General features: G+C 60.4%; 17 protein-coding genes. 7 read left to right on the top strand and 10 right to left on the bottom strand.

The window, feature by feature from the left end:
• The first annotated feature begins 201 nt into the window (after nucleotides 1-201).
• The 4 genes from ampH to olsF all read left to right on the top strand — a co-directional run bounded on the left by ampH (nucleotide 202) and on the right by olsF (nucleotide 4,910).
• Nucleotides 202-1,359, top strand: coding sequence for a D-alanyl-D-alanine-carboxypeptidase/endopeptidase AmpH (ampH, locus tag ET34_RS0117385; protein WP_031524185.1), 1,158 nt, complete (start codon nucleotides 202-204; stop codon nucleotides 1,357-1,359).
• Nucleotides 1,360-1,458: 99 nt separating this feature from the next.
• The gene (locus ET34_RS0117380) at nucleotides 1,459-1,953 is read left to right on the top strand and encodes a CinA family protein (RefSeq protein ID WP_031524184.1); all 495 of its coding nucleotides are present in this window, start codon (nucleotides 1,459-1,461) and stop codon (nucleotides 1,951-1,953) included.
• A 94-nt stretch (nucleotides 1,954-2,047) separates the two neighbouring features.
• Nucleotides 2,048-3,022, top strand: a complete 975-nt coding sequence (gene hemB / locus ET34_RS0117375) for a porphobilinogen synthase (protein WP_031524183.1) — start codon at nucleotides 2,048-2,050, stop codon at nucleotides 3,020-3,022.
• 172 nt (nucleotides 3,023-3,194) lie between these two features.
• Nucleotides 3,195-4,910, top strand: coding sequence for a bifunctional ornithine lipid synthase OlsF (gene olsF, locus ET34_RS0117370; RefSeq protein ID WP_031524182.1), 1,716 nt, complete (start codon nucleotides 3,195-3,197; stop codon nucleotides 4,908-4,910).
• 83 nt (nucleotides 4,911-4,993) lie between these two features.
• On the opposite strand, the gene tauD is transcribed toward olsF, so the two are convergent.
• The 5 genes from tauD to ET34_RS0117345 all read right to left on the bottom strand — a co-directional run bounded on the left by tauD (nucleotide 4,994) and on the right by ET34_RS0117345 (nucleotide 9,445).
• Entirely contained in the window at nucleotides 4,994-5,842 is an 849-nt protein-coding gene (gene tauD, locus ET34_RS0117365; protein ID WP_031524180.1) for a taurine dioxygenase, read from the bottom strand.
• Complete coding sequence (gene tauC / locus ET34_RS0117360) at nucleotides 5,839-6,663, bottom strand: taurine ABC transporter permease TauC (protein WP_031524178.1); 825 nt, start codon at nucleotides 6,661-6,663, stop codon at nucleotides 5,839-5,841. Before tauC ends, tauD begins: the two co-directional genes overlap by 4 nt.
• Nucleotides 6,660-7,427, bottom strand: a complete 768-nt coding sequence (tauB, locus tag ET34_RS0117355) for a taurine ABC transporter ATP-binding subunit (protein WP_031524177.1) — start codon at nucleotides 7,425-7,427, stop codon at nucleotides 6,660-6,662. Before tauB ends, tauC begins: the two co-directional genes overlap by 4 nt.
• Nucleotides 7,428-7,438: 11 nt before the next feature.
• The gene (gene tauA / locus ET34_RS0117350; RefSeq protein WP_031524175.1) at nucleotides 7,439-8,410 is read right to left on the bottom strand and encodes a taurine ABC transporter substrate-binding protein; all 972 of its coding nucleotides are present in this window, start codon (nucleotides 8,408-8,410) and stop codon (nucleotides 7,439-7,441) included.
• Between the two features lie 186 nt (nucleotides 8,411-8,596).
• Entirely contained in the window at nucleotides 8,597-9,445 is an 849-nt protein-coding gene (locus ET34_RS0117345) for a LysR family transcriptional regulator (protein ID WP_031524173.1), read from the bottom strand.
• A 184-nt stretch (nucleotides 9,446-9,629) separates the two neighbouring features.
• Here ET34_RS0117345 and ET34_RS0117340 point away from each other — a divergent pair, with 184 nt between their 5' ends.
• On the top strand, nucleotides 9,630-10,028 hold the full coding sequence (locus ET34_RS0117340; RefSeq protein ID WP_031524171.1) for a rhodanese-like domain-containing protein: 399 nt from the start codon (nucleotides 9,630-9,632) through the stop codon (nucleotides 10,026-10,028).
• A gap of 41 nt (nucleotides 10,029-10,069) precedes the next feature.
• Here the strand turns inward: ET34_RS0117340 and norW are convergent, their stop codons facing one another.
• Complete coding sequence (norW, locus tag ET34_RS0117335) at nucleotides 10,070-11,203, bottom strand: NADH:flavorubredoxin reductase NorW (RefSeq protein ID WP_031524165.1); 1,134 nt, start codon at nucleotides 11,201-11,203, stop codon at nucleotides 10,070-10,072.
• Nucleotides 11,200-12,648: an anaerobic nitric oxide reductase flavorubredoxin gene (norV, locus tag ET34_RS0117330; protein ID WP_031524163.1), complete on the bottom strand. Its 1,449-nt coding sequence runs from the start codon at nucleotides 12,646-12,648 to the stop codon at nucleotides 11,200-11,202. Before norV ends, norW begins: the two co-directional genes overlap by 4 nt.
• Nucleotides 12,649-12,832: 184 nt before the next feature.
• Here norV and norR point away from each other — a divergent pair, with 184 nt between their 5' ends.
• Together norR and ET34_RS0117320 are read left to right on the top strand one after the other, a co-directional pair.
• Nucleotides 12,833-14,356: a nitric oxide reductase transcriptional regulator NorR gene (gene norR / locus ET34_RS0117325; protein ID WP_031524161.1), complete on the top strand. Its 1,524-nt coding sequence runs from the start codon at nucleotides 12,833-12,835 to the stop codon at nucleotides 14,354-14,356.
• A gap of 158 nt (nucleotides 14,357-14,514) precedes the next feature.
• Entirely contained in the window at nucleotides 14,515-15,093 is a 579-nt protein-coding gene (locus tag ET34_RS0117320; protein WP_031524159.1) for a DJ-1/PfpI family protein, read from the top strand.
• Between the two features lie 48 nt (nucleotides 15,094-15,141).
• Here ET34_RS0117320 and ET34_RS0117315 read toward each other — a convergent pair whose 3' ends face one another.
• From ET34_RS0117315 to ET34_RS0117305, 3 genes are all read right to left on the bottom strand, one after another.
• Nucleotides 15,142-15,723 carry a hypothetical protein gene (locus tag ET34_RS0117315; RefSeq protein ID WP_236633895.1) on the bottom strand — a complete coding sequence of 194 codons (582 nt, stop codon included), beginning with the start codon at nucleotides 15,721-15,723 and terminating at the stop codon, nucleotides 15,142-15,144.
• A gap of 423 nt (nucleotides 15,724-16,146) precedes the next feature.
• On the bottom strand, nucleotides 16,147-17,448 hold the full coding sequence (locus tag ET34_RS0117310) for a PQQ-dependent sugar dehydrogenase (protein ID WP_031524156.1): 1,302 nt from the start codon (nucleotides 17,446-17,448) through the stop codon (nucleotides 16,147-16,149).
• 11 nt (nucleotides 17,449-17,459) lie between these two features.
• Nucleotides 17,460-17,885: a DUF2231 domain-containing protein gene (locus tag ET34_RS0117305; RefSeq protein ID WP_031524154.1), complete on the bottom strand. Its 426-nt coding sequence runs from the start codon at nucleotides 17,883-17,885 to the stop codon at nucleotides 17,460-17,462.
• Between the last annotated feature and the right edge of the window lie 26 nt (nucleotides 17,886-17,911).

The following is a 17,911-nucleotide window of genomic DNA, read 5'->3' as shown; positions in this document are numbered from 1 at the left end:
GTTTCATCCGCTGTGCGGGCGCATTCGGCTTCTCCATTCTGACCAGGCCCGCCTGGCGCATCACTATAGAAGAAAAAATGGGTGCAGTTATGGTCAGTTACGCTTTTTCGCCGCGTAAATCTTCGTTATCCCTCTTTGCACCGGGTGATGGAGTGGTATAAATACGCACTATTCCTCTTGTTTACTGTATGGATCCGCGCCTTGAAACGTTGTTTGCTCTCCCTATCCCTGCTGGTTACCTCCCTGTTGCCGGTAGCCGGATACAGCCAGACGTCCCCGGACCCGCTTTTCGCTTCTGATATTGTCGATCGCTACGCCAACCTTATCTATTACGGCAGCAACGCGACCGGCATGGCGATGGTGGCGATTGACGGCAATCAGCGTATCTTCCGCAGCTTCGGGGAGACGCGCCCCGGCAGCAATGTGCGTCCGCAGCTTGATTCCGTGGTGCGTATCGCCTCTATCAGCAAACTAATGACCAGCGAAATGCTGGTGAAGCTGCTGGATGAAGGCGTGGTGCAGCTTAACGATCCGCTGAGCAAATACGCGCCGCCCGGTGCGCGCGTGCCGACCTATAACGGTGAACCCATTACGCTGGTGAATCTCGCCACCCACACCAGCGCCCTGCCGCGCGAGCAGCCCGGCGGTGCGCCGCATCGTCCGGTGTTCATCTGGCCTACCCGCGAACAGCGCTGGAACTGGCTCTCCACCGCCACGCTGAAAAGCGCGCCCGGCTCGATTGCCTCCTACTCTAACCTGGCGTTCGATCTGCTGGCTGATGCCCTGGCGCGCGCGGCGGGCAAACCGTATCCGCAGCTGTTTGAAGAAAAAATCACCCGCCCGCTGGGGATGAAGGACACCACCTTTACCCCATCACCGGACCAGTGCAAGCGCCTGATGGTCGCCGAAAAGGGAGCCAGCCCGTGCAACAATACCCTCGCCGCCATCGGCAGCGGCGGCGTCTACTCCACCCCGGCGGACATGATGCGCTGGATGCAGCAGTTCCTCGCCTCCGACTTCCACGAGCGCAGCAGCCAGGCCGACCGCATGCAGACGCTGATCTACCAGCGCAGCCAGCTGACGCGGGTTATCGGCATGGACGTACCGGGTAAAGCCGACGCGCTCGGTCTCGGCTGGGTCTATATGCAGCCGAAGGATGGACGCCCCGGCATCATTCAGAAAACCGGCGGCGGCGGCGGCTTCATTACCTATATGGCGATGATCCCCCAGCACAACGTGGGCGTCTTTATCGTCGTCACGCGCAGCCCGCTGACGCGTTTTGTGAACATGAGCGACGGCGTCAACGACCTGGTCGCCGAGCTGTCCGGCAACAAACCGCGGATCGTGCCTGCCTCGTAACCCCTCACCGGCGGGCCGCTGCGCCCGTCGGCTTTTCTCTCACCTGCCGCAGGTCTTCTATACTGAGTAACACTATGCTCACTGTGGAGATCGTGAAGAATGGATAATGCCTTACAGCGTGCGGCAAAAAATCTTGCTGACGCGTTAACCGCGCGTGACCTTACCGTGACCACCGCCGAATCCTGCACCGGCGGCCTGGTAACCAAAACGCTCTGCGCAACCGGGAGCACCGCCGAGTATCACTCCTGTGGCTTCGTCACCTACAGCAACTACGCTAAAACCCAATTGCTGGGTGTCAGCCCCGAGACGCTGGCGCGCTTTACCGCAGTCAGCGCCGAAACCGTTGAAGAGATGGCGCGTGGCGCGCAGGAGCGAGCCGCCCAGGACGTCGGGTTGTCGATAAGCGGCTATGCCGGGCCGGACGGCGGTGAAGACGGCACGCCGGCGGGCACCGTATGGTTTGGCTGGGCGCTGCCGGATGGCGAAGTCGTCAGCCAGAAAAAACAGTTTTCCGGGGAAAATACCCAGGTGATTGAGCAGGCCGCTATCTGGGCGATGACCGAGCTGACTCGCCTGCTGGAGACGCACCGCTAGCGAGTCGCGGCGGGTAAGTGACCGATATTGATAAAACAACACCGGCAATTCGCGTTAACATAGTGCTTTCTCTGCGACAAAAAAGATAGCTACCATGACCGATTTGATTACCCGCCCACGCCGTCTGCGCCGCTCGCCCGCGCTGCGTGCGATGTTCGAAGAGACAACCCTGACCTTAAACGATCTGGTGTTGCCCATCTTTGTTGAAGAAGAGATCGACGATTACAAGCCCATCAACGCCATGCCGGGCGTGATGCGTATTCCCGAGAAGCACCTGGCGCGTGAGATCGAGCGTATCGCCAACGCCGGTATCCGCTCGGTGATGACCTTCGGTATCTCGCACCACACCGACGACACCGGCAGCGATGCCTGGAACCCGAACGGCCTGGTGGCACGCATGTCCCGCATCTGTAAAGAGACGGTGCCGGAGATGGTGGTGATGTCCGACACCTGCTTCTGCGAATACACCTCCCACGGCCACTGCGGCGTGCTGTGCGACCACGGCGTCGATAACGATGCGACCCTGGCTAACCTCGGCAAGCAGGCGGTGGTTGCCGCGCAGGCCGGTGCTGATTTTATCGCTCCGTCAGCGGCGATGGATGGTCAGGTGCAGGCGATCCGTAGCGCGCTGGACGCGGCGGGCTTCACCGACACCGCTATCATGTCCTACTCCACCAAGTTCGCGTCGTCTTTCTACGGCCCGTTCCGTGAAGCAGCGGGCACCGCGCTGAAAGGCGATCGCAAAACATACCAGATGAACCCGATGAACCGCCGGGAAGCGATCCGTGAATCGCTGCTCGACGCGGCGCAGGGTGCGGACTGCCTGATGGTAAAACCGGCCGGTGCCTATCTCGATATCCTGCGCGATATTCGCGAGCGCACCGAGCTGCCGCTGGGCGCGTATCAGGTGAGCGGCGAGTACGCGATGATCAAATTCGCCGCCCAGGCGGGTGCTATCGATGAGCACAACGTGACGCTGGAAAGCCTCGGCGCCATCAAGCGCGCCGGTGCGGATCTGATCTTCACCTACTTCGCCCTCGATCTGGCGGAGAAAAAAATCCTGTCATAACCGACGGCGATGCCCCCGGAGGCGGCGCTGCCCGCCTCCGTTTCACTTCTGTGTCAGCACCTTTTCCCGCGTATTTTCTCCCGGTCATAATGTGACCTGTTCGTCATTTCTCTGACATGTCACCGTCATCTTGCGGCGCTACTGTCTCGCTCAGGTAGCAGGAGGAATGACTGTGTTTAGCATCGATACCGTTCTGGATGACCTCTGGCCGCAGGCGCAACCCGCGCCCTGGCAAAAGGGTTTGCTTAAACGTCTGCTGTGCGAGGAAGAGTTTCAGCAGTTCGCCGCCCGTCACCGCCACCTGAAAGGACTCGATATGGTGGAACAGGTGCTTGACCATCTACAGCTGCGCTGCGATATCACGTCGCGCGATCTGGAGCAGATCCCGGAACAGGGGCCGCTGGTGATTGTTGCCAACCACCCGACCGGCACCGCCGACGGCCTGGCGTTGCTCTACGCCGTCTCGCGCGTCAGGCGTGACGTTAAAGTCGTCGCCAACCGCATGCTCACCCACCTTCAGCCCCTCTCCTCTCTGTTTATCCCCGTCGACAATCTCGGCAGTAAAACCCGCAAAACCTCACTGATGCAGATGGAAAATCAGCTTCAGCAGGGCGGCGTGCTGATTTTCTTCCCGGCGGGGGAAGTGTCGCGCATCACACGCAAGGGGCTGCGCGATAAGCCGTGGAACCACGGTTTTATCAAGCTGGCGAGTAAATATCAGGCCACTATCCTGCCGATGGCGATCCGCGGGCGCAACAGCCCGCTGTTTTACCTCAGCAGCATGGTGTCGCCGATGCTGGCGATGCTGCTGCTGATCAAGCAGATGTTCCGCCTGCGCGGCAGCGTGCTGCCGGTGAAAGTGGGTGAGCGCATCAGCTTTGCCCACTGGCACAGCCCAAATATCCCCTCCCGGGAGCTGGCGCAGACGTTTCGTAAACACGTGATCCGCATCGGCAAAGGGCTGCCCGGCTACTTCAAAACCGAGTGCGGCATTGCCAGGGCGGAAGATCGCGCCACCCTGAAACGCGAACTGGCGCAGGCGGAGTGCCTGGGCCGCGCACCGGACGGCAAGCTGATTTACCTGTGGCGGCGCGACGGCCAGGAAGAAGCCCCGCTGCTGCGCGAACTTGGACGGCTGCGCGAGATTGCGTTTCGCGCCGTCGGCGAAGGCAGCGGCAAGCGCCGGGATACCGACAGCTACGACGACGATTACTGGCATCTGATCCTGTGGGATGAAGAAGCGCTGGAGATCGTCGGTGCCTACCGCTTCATTCCCACCGCCGAGCAGCTGAAGCGGCGCGGGGTTGAGGGCTTATACAGCCACAGCCTGTTCCACTACGATGAGAAGATGGCGGATATTCTGGAGCAGGGCATCGAGCTGGGACGCAGCTTTATTCAGCCGCGCTACTGGGGACGTCGCGGGCTGGACTACCTCTGGAGCGGGATCGGCGCGTATCTGGCGCGCTATCCGCAGTATCGTTACCTGTTCGGACCGGTGTCGATTTCCGGCGGCCTGCCCGCACCGGCCCGGGATCTGCTGGTGGCGTTTTACCGTCTCTGGTTCCCCGCCGGGCATCCGCTGGCCGCTTCGCGCAGGCCGTACCCGGCAACGCTGCCGGACGTGCTGGCGCAGTTCAGCGGCACCGATTACACCGAGGATCTGACGCGCCTGAAATCGCTGCTCGGCAACCTGGGGTGCGGCATTCCGCCGCTCTATAAGCAGTATTCCGAGCTGTGCGAGCCGGGTGGCGTGCAGTTTATCGACTTCGGCAGCGATCCGAACTTCAACAACTGCGTGGATGGCCTGGTGCTGGTGGATCTCACCCGCATTAAACCCGCCCGCTACCAGCGCTATATCGGAGCGCATGCCCCGGAGGGCAACGTCTGAAGGGTGGGTGCGCTGCGCTTACCTACCCTACGCAGGAGCCTCGCCCCAGGGCGGGGACGCGTAGCGCACCCGCCGCCTGATGATCACCCGCGGTAAAAGGGCGTATCGCCGAGGATGGTGGCACGATGCATAATCCGCCGCTGCGGCAGATAGTCGGCGTTGGCATAGTGCTGCGTGACGCGATTATCCCAGATCGCCACGTCATTCTCCTGCCAGCGCCAGCGCACCTGAAACTCCGGTTTGGTAATGTGCGCGAACAGGAACCCCAACAGCGCATCGCTCTCCTTCTGCGTGACATCAACAATGCGCGTCGTGAAGCCCTCGTTCACGAACAGCGCCTGGCGTCCGCTGACCGGATGGGTACGCACCACCGGGTGCAGCAGCGGCGGGTTTTTCTCTACCGCCAGCAGCCAGCGCTGGTGCTCATCCTCACAGGCCTGGTGCTTCCACTCCGGGAAGGACTTCCGGAAGTCGTGCTCGGCCTGTAACCCGCTCAGTAGCCGCTGAAACGGCGCAGAGAGCGCCTCGAAGGCGGCAATGCCGCTGGTCCAGAGCGTATCGCCACCGGTCTCCGGGAGCTGCTTCGCCGCCAGAATCGCCCCGGCGGGCGGGGTCCTGATAAACGTCACGTCGGTGTGCCAGTTATCGTTATCCGGCGGATTATCATTGTGGGTATCCAGCACGATAATCTCCTCCACGCCCTCAGCATGCGGATACACCGGATGGATATGCAGATCGCCGAAGCGCAGCGCCAGCCCGCGCTGCTGCTGCGGGGTCAGCGCCTGCTCACGCAGAAACAGCACCTGATGGCGCAGCAGCGCGTGATAGAGCTGCTCAAACTGGTTATCGCTCAGCGGCTTCGTCAGATCGAGACCGGAGACCTGCGCGCCAATATACGGCCCCAGCGCGGTAATTGAGATACGTTCACTCATTGCACTTCTCCATGCCAGGGCGTCAGGCGACGCGTCAGCGCGCGCAGGCCCAGTTCTAAAATAAAGGCGATAACCGCGATGACGCCGATACCGGCCAGCACCACGTCCGTTGCCAGAAATTCACCGGCCGACTGCACCATAAACCCCAGCCCGCGCGTAGCGGCGATAAGTTCGGCGGCCACCAGCGTGGACCAGCCCACGCCCAGTCCGATACGCAGCCCGGTAAGGATCTCCGGCAGCGCGCCGGGCAAAATGACATACCACAGCAGCTGTCGCTTCGACGCCCCCAGCGCCTGGGCAGCGCGGATTCGCACCTGCTGCGCACTCCTTACGCCAGCCAGGGCGGACATCGCTACCGGCGCGAAAATCGCCAGCCAGATAAGCAGCACTTTGGAGGTTTCACCGATGCCAAACCAGATCACCATCAGCGGCAGATAAGCCAGCGGCGGCACCGGACGGTACAGCTCAATCAGCGGGTCGAGCATGCCGCGCACCGTCGGGCTAAGCCCCATGGCGATGCCAACCGGCACGCCAGTCAGCACCGCAGCAACCAGCGCCAGCCCAATACGGCCGAGGCTCGCCGCCAGATGCTGCCACAGCGTGGCATCCATAAAGCCTTCCGGACCGGCAATGGTTACCAGCTTCGCCAGCACCTGGCCCGGCGGCGGCAGAAACAGCGGGCTGACCCACTGTTGCGCTGCAACCATCCACCACACCAACAGCAGTACCAGCAGCGTGGCGATGCTTAGCGTCAGCTGGCGCGACAGCGGCCAGCGCAGCGCGGGGCGGCGCTGGGGTTTATCCGTTGTCAGTACGCTCATGAAAACGCCTCCCGCTCCTCGAATACCCGGCTCAGGACATACTCGCGCCGGGCAATAAACGCAGGATCGGATTTGATGCTGCGGCACGGCTCACCGCTGGCGAAACGCCGACCGAAATCCAGCCGCAGACGCTCGGTGATCCGTCCCGGCCCCGGCGAGAGCAGCACCAGCTCGGTGGCGAGAAATACCGCTTCTTCGATATCGTGGGTGATCAGCAGCACCTGTTTGCCGCTCGCCTTCCAGAGCGTCAGCAGCAGGGTTTGCATCTGCTCCCGGGTGAAGGCATCGAGCGCGCCGAAGGGCTCGTCCAGCAACAGCAGCTGCGGGTCCGCTGCCAGCGCGCGGGCTATGCCGACGCGCTGGCGCTGGCCGCCGGAGAGCTGCCAGATAAAGCGCTTTTCAGCGCCTTCCAGCCCGACGTTGCGCAGCATCTGCCGAGCGATCTCCCGGCGCGCGGGTTTATCCATGCCGGCAAGCTGTAGCCCCAGCGCCACGTTATCCTCCACGGTACGCCACGGCAGCAGGCCTTCATTCTGAAATACCACCCCGCGCTCAGCGCCAGGCCCGGTCACCGGCCTGCCGTTAAGCACGATCGATCCGCTGTGGGCAGGCAGAAATCCGGCCACCAGGTTCAGCAGCGTGGTTTTGCCGCAGCCCGACGGGCCAAGCACCACCAGTAGCTCGCCGCTGTCGAGGGTCAGATTGATGTCGGACAGGGCAGGCTTACCCGCGTAGTCCGCGCTGAGATGAGTGATAGTCAGCATCTGGCCTCCGGTTAGTGCGCGAGGGGTTTGATAAACCGGTCCGTCACGAAGGCGCGGTAATCGTCCTGAACCGCGGGCACCCTGCCCTGCTCCTTGAGGAATTTCGCGGTATCGACAATGGCGGTATTCACCGGGCCGGAAAGCTGCTCAACCTGCTGCCCTGGCGTGAGGTAGGTATTGCCTTTCACCAGCGCCGGAACATCGCTCTGCGGTACGCCGCTCAGCCGCGACAGTTTTTCCAGATTCTGCGGCTGCTTCAGCCACGTATCCGGGTCAGCAAGATAACCCTGCTGCGCCTGCAACGCACTGCGGGCAAAGGCGGTCACCACCTCAGGATGCTGCTCAGCGAAATCCTTGCGTACCACCCAGACGTCGAGCGTTGGCGAGCCCCACTCCCCCACTTGCGCCGAGTCCGTCAGCACCGTGCCGGTTTTCACCAGCGCGTTTACCGCCGGTGCCCAGACGTAGGCACCGTCGATATCGCCGCGCTGCCAGGCGGCAATGATGGCCGGAGGCTGAAGATTAAGGATCTGCACCTGGCCGGGCGTAATGCCCCAGTGCTTGAGCGCGGCCAGCAGGCTGTAATGGGTGGTGGAGGTAAAGGGCACGGCGATGCGCTTGCCGATCAGATCTTGCGGCTTCGTGATGGCTTTTTTCACCACCAGCGCTTCGGAGTTGCCGAGCTGAGAAGCCAGCAGAAAGACTTCAATCGGCACCTGCTGACTGGCAGCAACCGCCAGCGGGCTGGAGCCGATATTGCCGATCTGCACATCGCCGGACGCCAGGGCGCGCACCACGCTGGCCCCGCTGTCGAACTTACGCCAGGCGACCTTTGCCCCGCTCTCCTTTTCAAAGGTGCTGTCGGCCTGGGCTACTTTTGCCGGCTCGGCGGATGTCTGGTATGCCACGGTCACATCCACTGCCTGCGCCTGAAAAGCCAGCGCCGTCAGTATTGCCACTAAGCCTGACTGTATTGCCGTCATATTATTGTTCTCCGCAACAGGTGATGGCGGCAGTATTTCCGGCGCGCGGAATTTGATAAAGGAATTAAAAATTATTTTTAATGCAGATTAGTGCTTAGATAAAAAGCGCGAATAGATAGTTGCCGGGCAGGAAAGTTAACAGGTTATTCCCGCCTCGTTTTTATTATTAAGGCGGGTATAAGTTTGCTATGCGCTCAGGGGCAACAGGGGATCTGGCGTAAAGGCTGCGAGGTCGCGATCTGACAGCAGCGGGGTTTTCATCAGTAACGTCACGCTCAGTGCATCGGTGAATTCGGGCAAAATCGTCAGGTTATTCATCAGCGCCACACGACGGGAAATAATACCGATGCTGTTGCTGCTTTTAATCATGGCGACGCTGATATGTTCGCTGCCGGAATAGTGGACCGGGAGTTTAGCGTAACCATTTTTATAACGGCTGACGAAACGTTCGAAGCAGTCGGAATACGCACACTCCGGCATCGGTTTAATTAATACGGTGTCGTTAGTAACCGGCATACCCGCCGAGGCGGCGACCACCTCGATATTCAGTCCAGGCAGGTTGACCGCATATAACCCGGCGGGCAGACGATCGCCAATAATAACGCCGATATCCGCTTCGTCGCGTGCCAGTTTCGCCAGGTTCTCGGGTGATTCTGAGGTGCTGAATATCAAAGGCCAGGCGCTTAGCCTGTCGCGCAGAAAGGCCATCAGCGCCTGATTCACCGCGTCGGGAAAGGTATTATTCAGCGCAATATGCAGCGCGGGCGCGCCGCGCTGACGCAGATGCGCAGCCCGATGCTGTAATTCCGCCGACGACTTCACGACGTCGGTGACCCAGGGAAGAATATCCCGGCCCTCATCGGTAAGGGTGACGCCTTTATTGGTGCGATCGAACAGCCGAAAGCCCAGCAGCTGTTCCAGTTTATTAAGCTGGGCGGCCAGCGCCTGCACGGTAACACAGGCTTGCTGCGCTGCGGCGCTCAAAGAGCCAAGCTGCGCGGTTTTTAAAAAATTCTTCAGTATCTTACTGTCCATACCGATCTCCCCTTGCCGACCCACACTTATAGCAGCCGCTCTGATGCTTATCAATTCCGTTGCGCAGCCTGAAACAACGCTTCAGGCACCTCAAAAAAGAGTGCATTTCGCTTTTTTTCCGGCCTGTTAACGTGGTGCCTGTAGCACATCACCCTTCCCATTTACCAACCATGAGGTAGAGCATATGTCCCGAGGTGAACAACTGGCGTATTATCAGCAAAAACTGGCATTTGAGATGGACCCGGCGGATCTATGGCTGGCGCTGAAGGCGGAGGAAAACATCGTGGTGGTGGACGGGCGCAACCTTGCGGCGTTTGAGCGCGAGCATATTCCCGGCGCGCTCAGCCTGCCGCACCGGGCGCTGTGCATCGATACCACGCAGCAACTCGACCCGTCAAAGGTGTATATCTGCTATTGCGACGGCATCGGCTGTAACGCCTCCACCCAAACTGCGCTCAAGCTGCTGACGCTGGGTTTCCAGGTAAAAGAGCTTATCGGTGGGCTGGACTGGTGGAAACGCGACGGCTACGCCACCGAGGGCCATCAGGGCCGCGACGGCACGCCGGTGAGCTGCGGGTGCTGAAGAAAAAAGCGCACCTCCCTGTGCGCAAGGGCATGCCGTGGCTACACGGCCAGGGTTTTTAATAAGGTAAAGGCATCCTTCATGCGCGCTTCGCTGACCACGAAACCGCGCAGGGTGCCGCTTTCATCCACGCCTTTCGCCAGCATGCCGTCGGCATTAAGGGCGATCTCCCAGTTCAGATCGCTGCGCTGGGTTTCCCCCGCCAGATGCAGCGGCAAATCCGGGGTTTTCACCTTGATCAGCATCGCCGGCAGCCGCAGCGGAGTCTGGACGTGCAGCAGGTTCTTCGCCAGCACCATCGCGCTAAGCTGGATCGGCTGCAGGAACGGCAGTAGCCTCCCCTCGATCTCCGCACAGTCTCCAATGGCAAAAATATCCGGATGACTGGTTTGCAGGAAATTATCGACCTGCACGCCGCGATCGACACTGATTCCAGCACGACGCGCCAGCGCCGTCTCGGGCCGCAGCCCGGTGGCGGCAATAACGACATCAGCGGCGATCGTGCGGCCATCCGCCAGCGTCACCGTGATGCCATCGGCGTTCCGGGTCAGTCCGGCCAGCTGCGCCTTGAGCAGCAGATGCACCCCCATGTCGGTAAGCCGATGCTGTAAGCGGCTGCTGACTTCCGGCGGCATCAGCGCGGCCAGAATGCTGGCACGGTTATCCAGCAGCGTGACGGCTTTCCCGGCACGGCAAAAGTCCATCGCCAGTTCAGTACCAATCAACCCACCACCGACAATCAGCACGCGCTGTGCATCACGCAGCGTCGTCTGACTGGCGCGGTACTCCAGCTGGCTGTTGAGCGTCAGCATCAGCTCATGCCCCGCTACCGGCGGCACCAGCGCGCTGGCCCCGGTCGCCAGCACCAGTTTGTCGTAGCGCCACTCGCGATCGCGGCATTTCACGACGTGGGCCTCGGCGTCGATGTCCGTCACCCAGGTATGGGGAAACAGCTGCAGGTTGTACTGTTCGGCAAACTCCCCCGCCGTCTGGCGGGTAAGGTCGTCAGCGCTTTGCCCGAGGCTGATAACGTGGCTGAGATCCGGTTTGTTGTACTCGTCGATACTGTCGGCGGCGATAAGCGTCAGCGGAACGTGCGCGTCCTGTTTACGGATATTTTTCACCAGCTGGCGGGCAGCGAAGCCCGAGCCGATGATCACAATGCCGTGGTTCATTTTGCCTCCGTCGCCAGTTCGTCGAACACGTCTTTCCCGAGTGAACATTCGGGGCAGAGGAAATTATCCGGAACGTCGCTCCACGGCGTACCCGGTGCGACATCCTGCAGCGGCTCGCCTTTCGCCGGGTCGTAGATCCACTGGCAGACGCTGCACTGCATGCAGGGGCCGAGATCGGCGGCGTCCGGCTGGTCAGCGGGCGCGTCAGCCGGGGGAGCGACCGGGCTGATGTTGCTGACCGGCAGCGGAGCAAGCGCCCACTGACGAGCAATCTCGCGCCCGTGCTGGCGGCAGACTTCCAGCGCGTCGCTGTCCGGGCGCCATTTGGCTTTCAGGCTCAGGGACATTTCAAAACCGGCGTCCTGCAAACGGGTGGAGAGTCTGTCCACCGCCCCGCCGCTCCAGCCGTGGGAGCCGAAGGCGCTGGCGCGTTTATTACGAAAACGCAGACCCGTCATCTCCTCAACCAGGCCGGCAATTTTCGGCATCATAACGTTATTCATGGTGGAGGTGCCCACCAGCACGCCTTTGGAGCGGAAGACGTTAGTCAGGATCTCGTTCTTGTCGCTGCGTGCGACGTTGAAGATTTTCACCGCTACGTGCGGGTCCACTTCATTGATCCCCTGAGCGATGGCGTCGGCCATCATGCGCGTATTGTTGGACATGGTGTCGTAGAAGATAGTGATGCGATCTTCCTGATAGTCCGCCGCCCATTTCAGATACAGCTCGACGATCTGCGTCGGGTTGTCGCGCCATACCACGCCGTGCGAAGTGGCGATCATGTCCACCGGCAGATTGAAGCCGAGGATCTCGGTAATTTTCGGCGTTACGAGGCGGCTGAACGGCGTCAGGATATTGGCGTAGTAGCGCTGGCACTGCTCGAACAGTTCAGCCTGATCCACTTCATCATTAAACAGGCGTTCATCGCAGTAGTGCTGGCCAAAGGCATCGTTGCTGAACAGCACCGCATCGCCGGTGAGATAAGTCATCATGCTGTCCGGCCAGTGCAGCATCGGGGTTTCCACGAAGATCAGCTGCTTGCCGTTACCGATATCCAGCGTGTCACCGGTTTTCACCACATTGAAGTTCCACTCCGGATGGTGGTGGTGCCCGGTGATGGAGTCGATCGCGTTCGCGGTGCAGTAGATCGGCGTATCCGGGATGCAGGCCATCAGCTCGGTTAACGCCCCGGCGTGATCCTCTTCGGCGTGGTTGATCACGATGTAATCGATCGCCGCGAGGTCGATCTCGCCGCGCAGGTTCTGCACGAATTCGCGGCTGAACTTATGATCGACCGTGTCGATCAGTACGTTTTTCCCTTCGCGGATCAGATAGCTGTTGTAGCTGCTGCCCTTAAGGGTTTTGTATTCGGTGCCGTGAAAGTCACGTACTTCCCAGTCGCGCTGCCCGACCCAGTGAATGTTGTTTTTTACATGAATGGCCATGCTGTACCTCTGTAACGAAATTATTGTCGAAAGATACAGAGCTATTATCAGGATCCGTGCCAGTTTTTAATTAATTGATTTATTTATGAATTTATTGCAAATGCTTTTTCCACATTGTCTAAATGACTATGAATAACAGTGTCAATATGACATCATAAATTGTCAAATTGACTATGAGGTGACTATGCGTTTCTCAGTGAATGCCCTGGCTACGATCGCGCTCGAACTGCAAAGCGGTATTGGCCATCAGGATCGCTTCCAGCGGCTGATCGCCACGCTGCGCCAGGTGCTGGGTTGCGACGCCTCCGCCCTGCTGCGTTACGAGGCGCGGCAATTTATTCCGCTGGCGATCGATGGCCTGGCGCAGGACGTGCTGGGCCGCCGCTTTAAGCTGGAGGGCCATCCGCGGCTGGAGGCCATCGCCCGCGCCGGGGACGTGGTGCGCTTCCCGGCGGACAGCGATCTGCCCGATCCCTACGATGGGCTGATCCCCGGCCATGAAAGTCTTCACGTTCATGCCTGCGTCGGCCTGCCGCTGTTCGCCGGGCAAAACCTGATTGGTGCCCTGACGTTGGACGGCATGTCACCCGATCAGTTTGACGCCTTCAGCGACGAGGCGCTGCGGCTGATTGCCGCCCTGACTGCCGGCGCACTGAATAACGCGCTGCTGATCGAAAAGCTGGAGAGCCAGAATCTGCTGCCGCGTGCGCCCGGTGCATTTGAACCTCAGCCCGGTTCACAGATGATTGGCCTGTCGCCCGGCATGACGCAGCTGAAAAAGGAGATCGACATTGTTGCCGCCTCCGACCTCAACGTGCTGATCGACGGCGAAACCGGCACCGGTAAAGAGCTGGTGGCAAAAGCACTTCATGAAGGCTCCCCGCGCGCGGTGAATCCGCTGGTGTATCTCAACTGTGCGGCCCTGCCGGAGAGCGTGGCGGAGAGCGAACTGTTCGGCCACGTTAAGGGCGCCTTTACCGGTGCCATCAGCAACCGCAGCGGCAAATTCGAGATGGCCGACAACGGGACGCTGTTCCTCGATGAGATCGGCGAGCTGTCGCTGGCGTTGCAGGCCAAGCTGCTGCGCGTATTGCAGTACGGCGATATTCAGCGCGTTGGCGACGACCGCAGCATCCGCGTTGACGTGCGGGTGCTGGCCGCCACCAACCGCGACCTGCGAGAGGAGGTGCTCGCCGGGCGTTTTCGCGCCGATCTGTTCCACCGCCTCAGCGTTTTCCCGCTCTCGGTGCCGCCGCTGCGCGAACGCGGCGACGACGTGATCCTGCTGGCCGGCTACTTCTGTGAACAGAGCCGGCTGCGTCTCGGGCTGTCGCGCGTGGTGCTCAGCCCTCCCGCGCGAGCCGCGCTGCTTGCTTACCCGTGGCCGGGCAACGTGCGCGAGCTGGAACATGCCATCTACCGCGCCGTAGTACTGGCCCGCGCGGCCGTGGCCGGGGATGACGTGGTGCTCACACCGGAGCATTTCAGCTTTGCTGACCAGCCGCCAGCATCTGCCGCCGCCGTTACTGCACCGCCCGGCACGGCAGCGGTAAAACCGCTGCGCGAAGCCACGGAGGATTTCCAGCGCAGTCAGATTGCCGCTGCGCTGGCCGCGCATCAGCACAACTGGGCCGCAAGCGCCCGGGCGCTGGGCATGGACGTCGCCAATTTACACCGCCTCGCAAAACGGCTCGGGATGAAAGCGTAGCCCTCTACTGTGTGGGGCGGGCCCTGAACCATGCCTTACCTTAAAATGAACCAGCATTTCATTTTATGTGACCCTCTTAACGACACGCGCCAGCAGGTTGCCGTTACTCTTGCCTCAGGTTTGTTTCCGTTTGTTTACCATTTCCTGAGGAGCACATGATGAAACGCGTTGCAGTACTGCTGGCACCGGGCTTCGAAGAGGGTGAAGCCATCGTCACCATCGATATTTTGCGTCGGCTTAACATCAATGTTGAGACGCTCTCCTGCGTAGCGACCCGCGCGGTTGAGAGCTATCACGCCATTCCGCTGGTAGCCGATACCACGCTGAAGGAAGCGTTCGATAATACCTATGACGCCGTGGTGCTGCCCGGTGGCCCGGACGGCAGCGTGTACCTGGCGCAAAGCCCGGAGGTAATTGCTTTTGTGCGCCGCCACGACGAGCTGGGTAAGCTGATCTGCCCAATCTGCTCCGCCGCCGCACGGGTGCTGGGCGGCAACGGGCTGCTGAAAGGACGACGCTACGTCTGCTCAGGTGACCTGTGGCAGAACGTTACCGACGGGCAATACGTCGACCAGAGCGTGGTTGAGGACGGCAACCTGATCAGCGGCAAGGGTCTGGGACGGGTGTTTGACTTCGCCTTTACCGTCGCCAGTCGCCTGCTGGGTGACAGCTTCCCGGCAGAAGATCATGCCGACCATATCTATTACCCCTGGCTGGACCCGGCGAAAAACCGCTAATGTGCCTGATGACGTGCCGCAGCAGCGGTGCGTCCGCCTGGCTACCGTTCAGATCCCTGGTTCCACAATTCCGCCCCCGCGATCGCGATAGCCTTCTGCGGTGCGCGTGAAGGATGGCGTGCGCAACACCTCCCCCAGATGATGCAGCAGATCGAACGTCAGCCCCGTCAGCCCCTGCTGATCCACCGGCGGTAGTATGCCGGTTAACAGCACCCGTACCAGATGCTGGCAGTAATTGGTCAGCATCAGGGCATCGCTACCGATGCAGAAGGGTTCTTCCTTCGGCAGCGACGTGGTGCTCAGTTGCTCAAGACGATGCGCAGGAACCGGTGCCAGCAGCACGGCGTGCAGCCGCTCAAGGGTGGCGCTAAGTTTGCCGAGCAGCGCCAGACGCGCCACCGGGTTACTGCATTCGATAAGTTCGCACACCAGCATTTCAGACAGCGCAGCCAGTTCAATAAAGTCCATTTCTTTCGTCACGGCGATCCCCAGAATAGCCTGTTTTGAAAAACCAGAACCCGGGTCGTATTTTCCACCAACGGCGTTCAGATATTTCGAAGCGCTACGCAATTCCGGCGGGGCGCGGGTGATGGCCGGGTTTTGCCCTGTGTTAACATCTTCTATAGCCATAGCGTTGCTCCCACGTGATGGTCAGAGGCCCGGCCGTGTATCTGCATCGCCGGGTTTCGCTTATCCAGGGGATGTTTACTGGATAAAAACACAGTATAGAGAAACGGGGACAGAGACCAGCCAGCAAGGAAATAAATACGAAGCGACTCGGGAGAAAAGTGGCTGAAGAATGAACGTTGCAGAAAAACTGGAAAGCAGATCGAAAAAAACGCTGCGCGATCCCATCGTCACCCTTTTTATTGCCAGCCCGACGGCGCCCGGCTTTTCCTGCCGTTATGCCCCGTGTATATCAGAATTGTATGCAGTCATCGGTCCGCCATGCGGACACGCAAAGTCGTAACGCCAGGCTCGCGCCTTGCTGGCGCGATAAAAACGTCAGCGCCCGACGGCCAACTGGCACCGTCGGGCGCTGAGCGATAACACTTACTGCGCCGCGCTAATCCGCCAGATAGTATTCCCGGCATCATCAGCAATCAGTACCCCGCCCTGCTGGTCCATCGCCAGCCCTACCGGCAGACCGCGTACCTGCTTCTGATCGTCAGTCAAAAAGCCCGTCACTACCGGCTGCGGCAGTCCAACCGGCTGGCCGTTTTCAAACTTCACCCACATCACCTGGTAGCCATTGAGCGGCGAGCGGTTCCAGCTGCCGTGTTCGCTGACGAACGCCCCGCCCTGATACTGCGGCATGTTGGTCGCGGTATAGAACAGCAGCCCCAGCGGTGCAACGTGCGAGCTGATGGCGTAATCCGGTTTGATGGCCTTCTCGACCAGATCCGGGCGTGGCGGCTTCGCGCGCTCATCCACGTGCTGACCAAAATAGCTGTAGGGCCAGCCGTAAAAACCGTTCTCCTGCACCGAGGTCATGTAGTCCGGCACCAGGTCTGAACCAATCTCGTCGCGTTCGTTAACAATAGCCCAGAGTTTGCCACTCTGCGGTTCCCACTGCAGCCCGGTGGGGTTGCGCAGCCCGCTGGCAAAGATGCGGCTGGCACCGCTGGCAGCGTCCACTTCCAGCACGGCGGCGCGGCGGTACTCCGCACCGATGCCGTTTTCACCAACGTTACTGTTGGACCCCACGCCGACGTAGAGCTTGCTGCCGTCCGGACTGGCCAGCAGCGCTTTGGTCCAGTGGTGATTGATCGGCCCGCCCGGCAATTCAGTGACCACTTCCCCCGGCGCGCTGATTGTCGTTTGCCCCTCTTCATAAGGGAATTTCATCAGGCTGTCGGCATTCGCTACCCACAGCGTATTGCCGGTGAGCTGGATACCAAACGGAGCATTGAGATTTTCGATAAAGGTGTGCTTTTCCCACGTGCCGTTGACGTTGCGCAGCAGCGTGATGCGGTTACCGCCCGGCCCGCCTTTGCCAGAGGCCTTCTGCACCACGCCCATGATCAACTGTTTGGGTCGCGTAACCGGTTTCGGCCCGCCGTTAGACTCGGCCACCAGCACATCGTTATTAGGCAGGACGTACACCTGGCGCGGGTGCATCAGGCCATCGGCGATTTTCTCAATCTTCAGCCCCTCGGCCACCGTCGGCATCTCGCCCTCTTTCCAGGCGACGCCTTCAGGCACCTGCATCGGCGGCAGCAGGAAGTTTTGCGAGTCCGGCAGCTCCGGGTTCGGCCCCATCTGCTTTTGCGGATCGAGGGTCGCGCCATCGTCGCAGCCACTCAGCACGGCCGCCAGTGCGGCAGCAAGCAATGCACGTTGATAAGTTTTCATCGGGCTTCTCCTTAAGCGATGCGTTGACGTAACGCGAACTGGACATTGCCAAGCAGCAGCAGGATCACTACCAGCGTGGAGAGGATTGCCCCGGTCGGTACTACGGCCCAGGCGTCGCGGCTGTGAACAAAAGCATTAATGATGGCCAGCAGGATCGCCACAAGGTTGAGCCAGAAATGCACTTTAATCGCCGAGGTCTGCGGGTAGCGCTGCCCGACCCACACCTGCACCAGGTTAATGAGGCGCGGGATGATGGCGATAATCAGGCCGATGGCGATAAGCCAGCTCGCGGCGTGGGTCCACATCAGCTCGTAGGTTTTGATATAGAGAATGTCGAAGATCCAGGCGGCGACAAAGAAGCCGAGGGGAATTGGATTGAAGAGCTCATACAGCGTCACGGCAAGCGCCGAGCGTCCAGCGGGGTAGTGGATGTGCATTTCCGTCTCCTGAAGTCATCCAAAAT

The organism is Siccibacter colletis, assembly GCF_000696575.1.
Taxonomy (GTDB): domain Bacteria; phylum Pseudomonadota; class Gammaproteobacteria; order Enterobacterales; family Enterobacteriaceae; genus Siccibacter; species Siccibacter colletis.
Note: the sequence above shows the minus strand (reverse complement) of the source record. Positions and strands in the feature narration are given on the sequence as shown.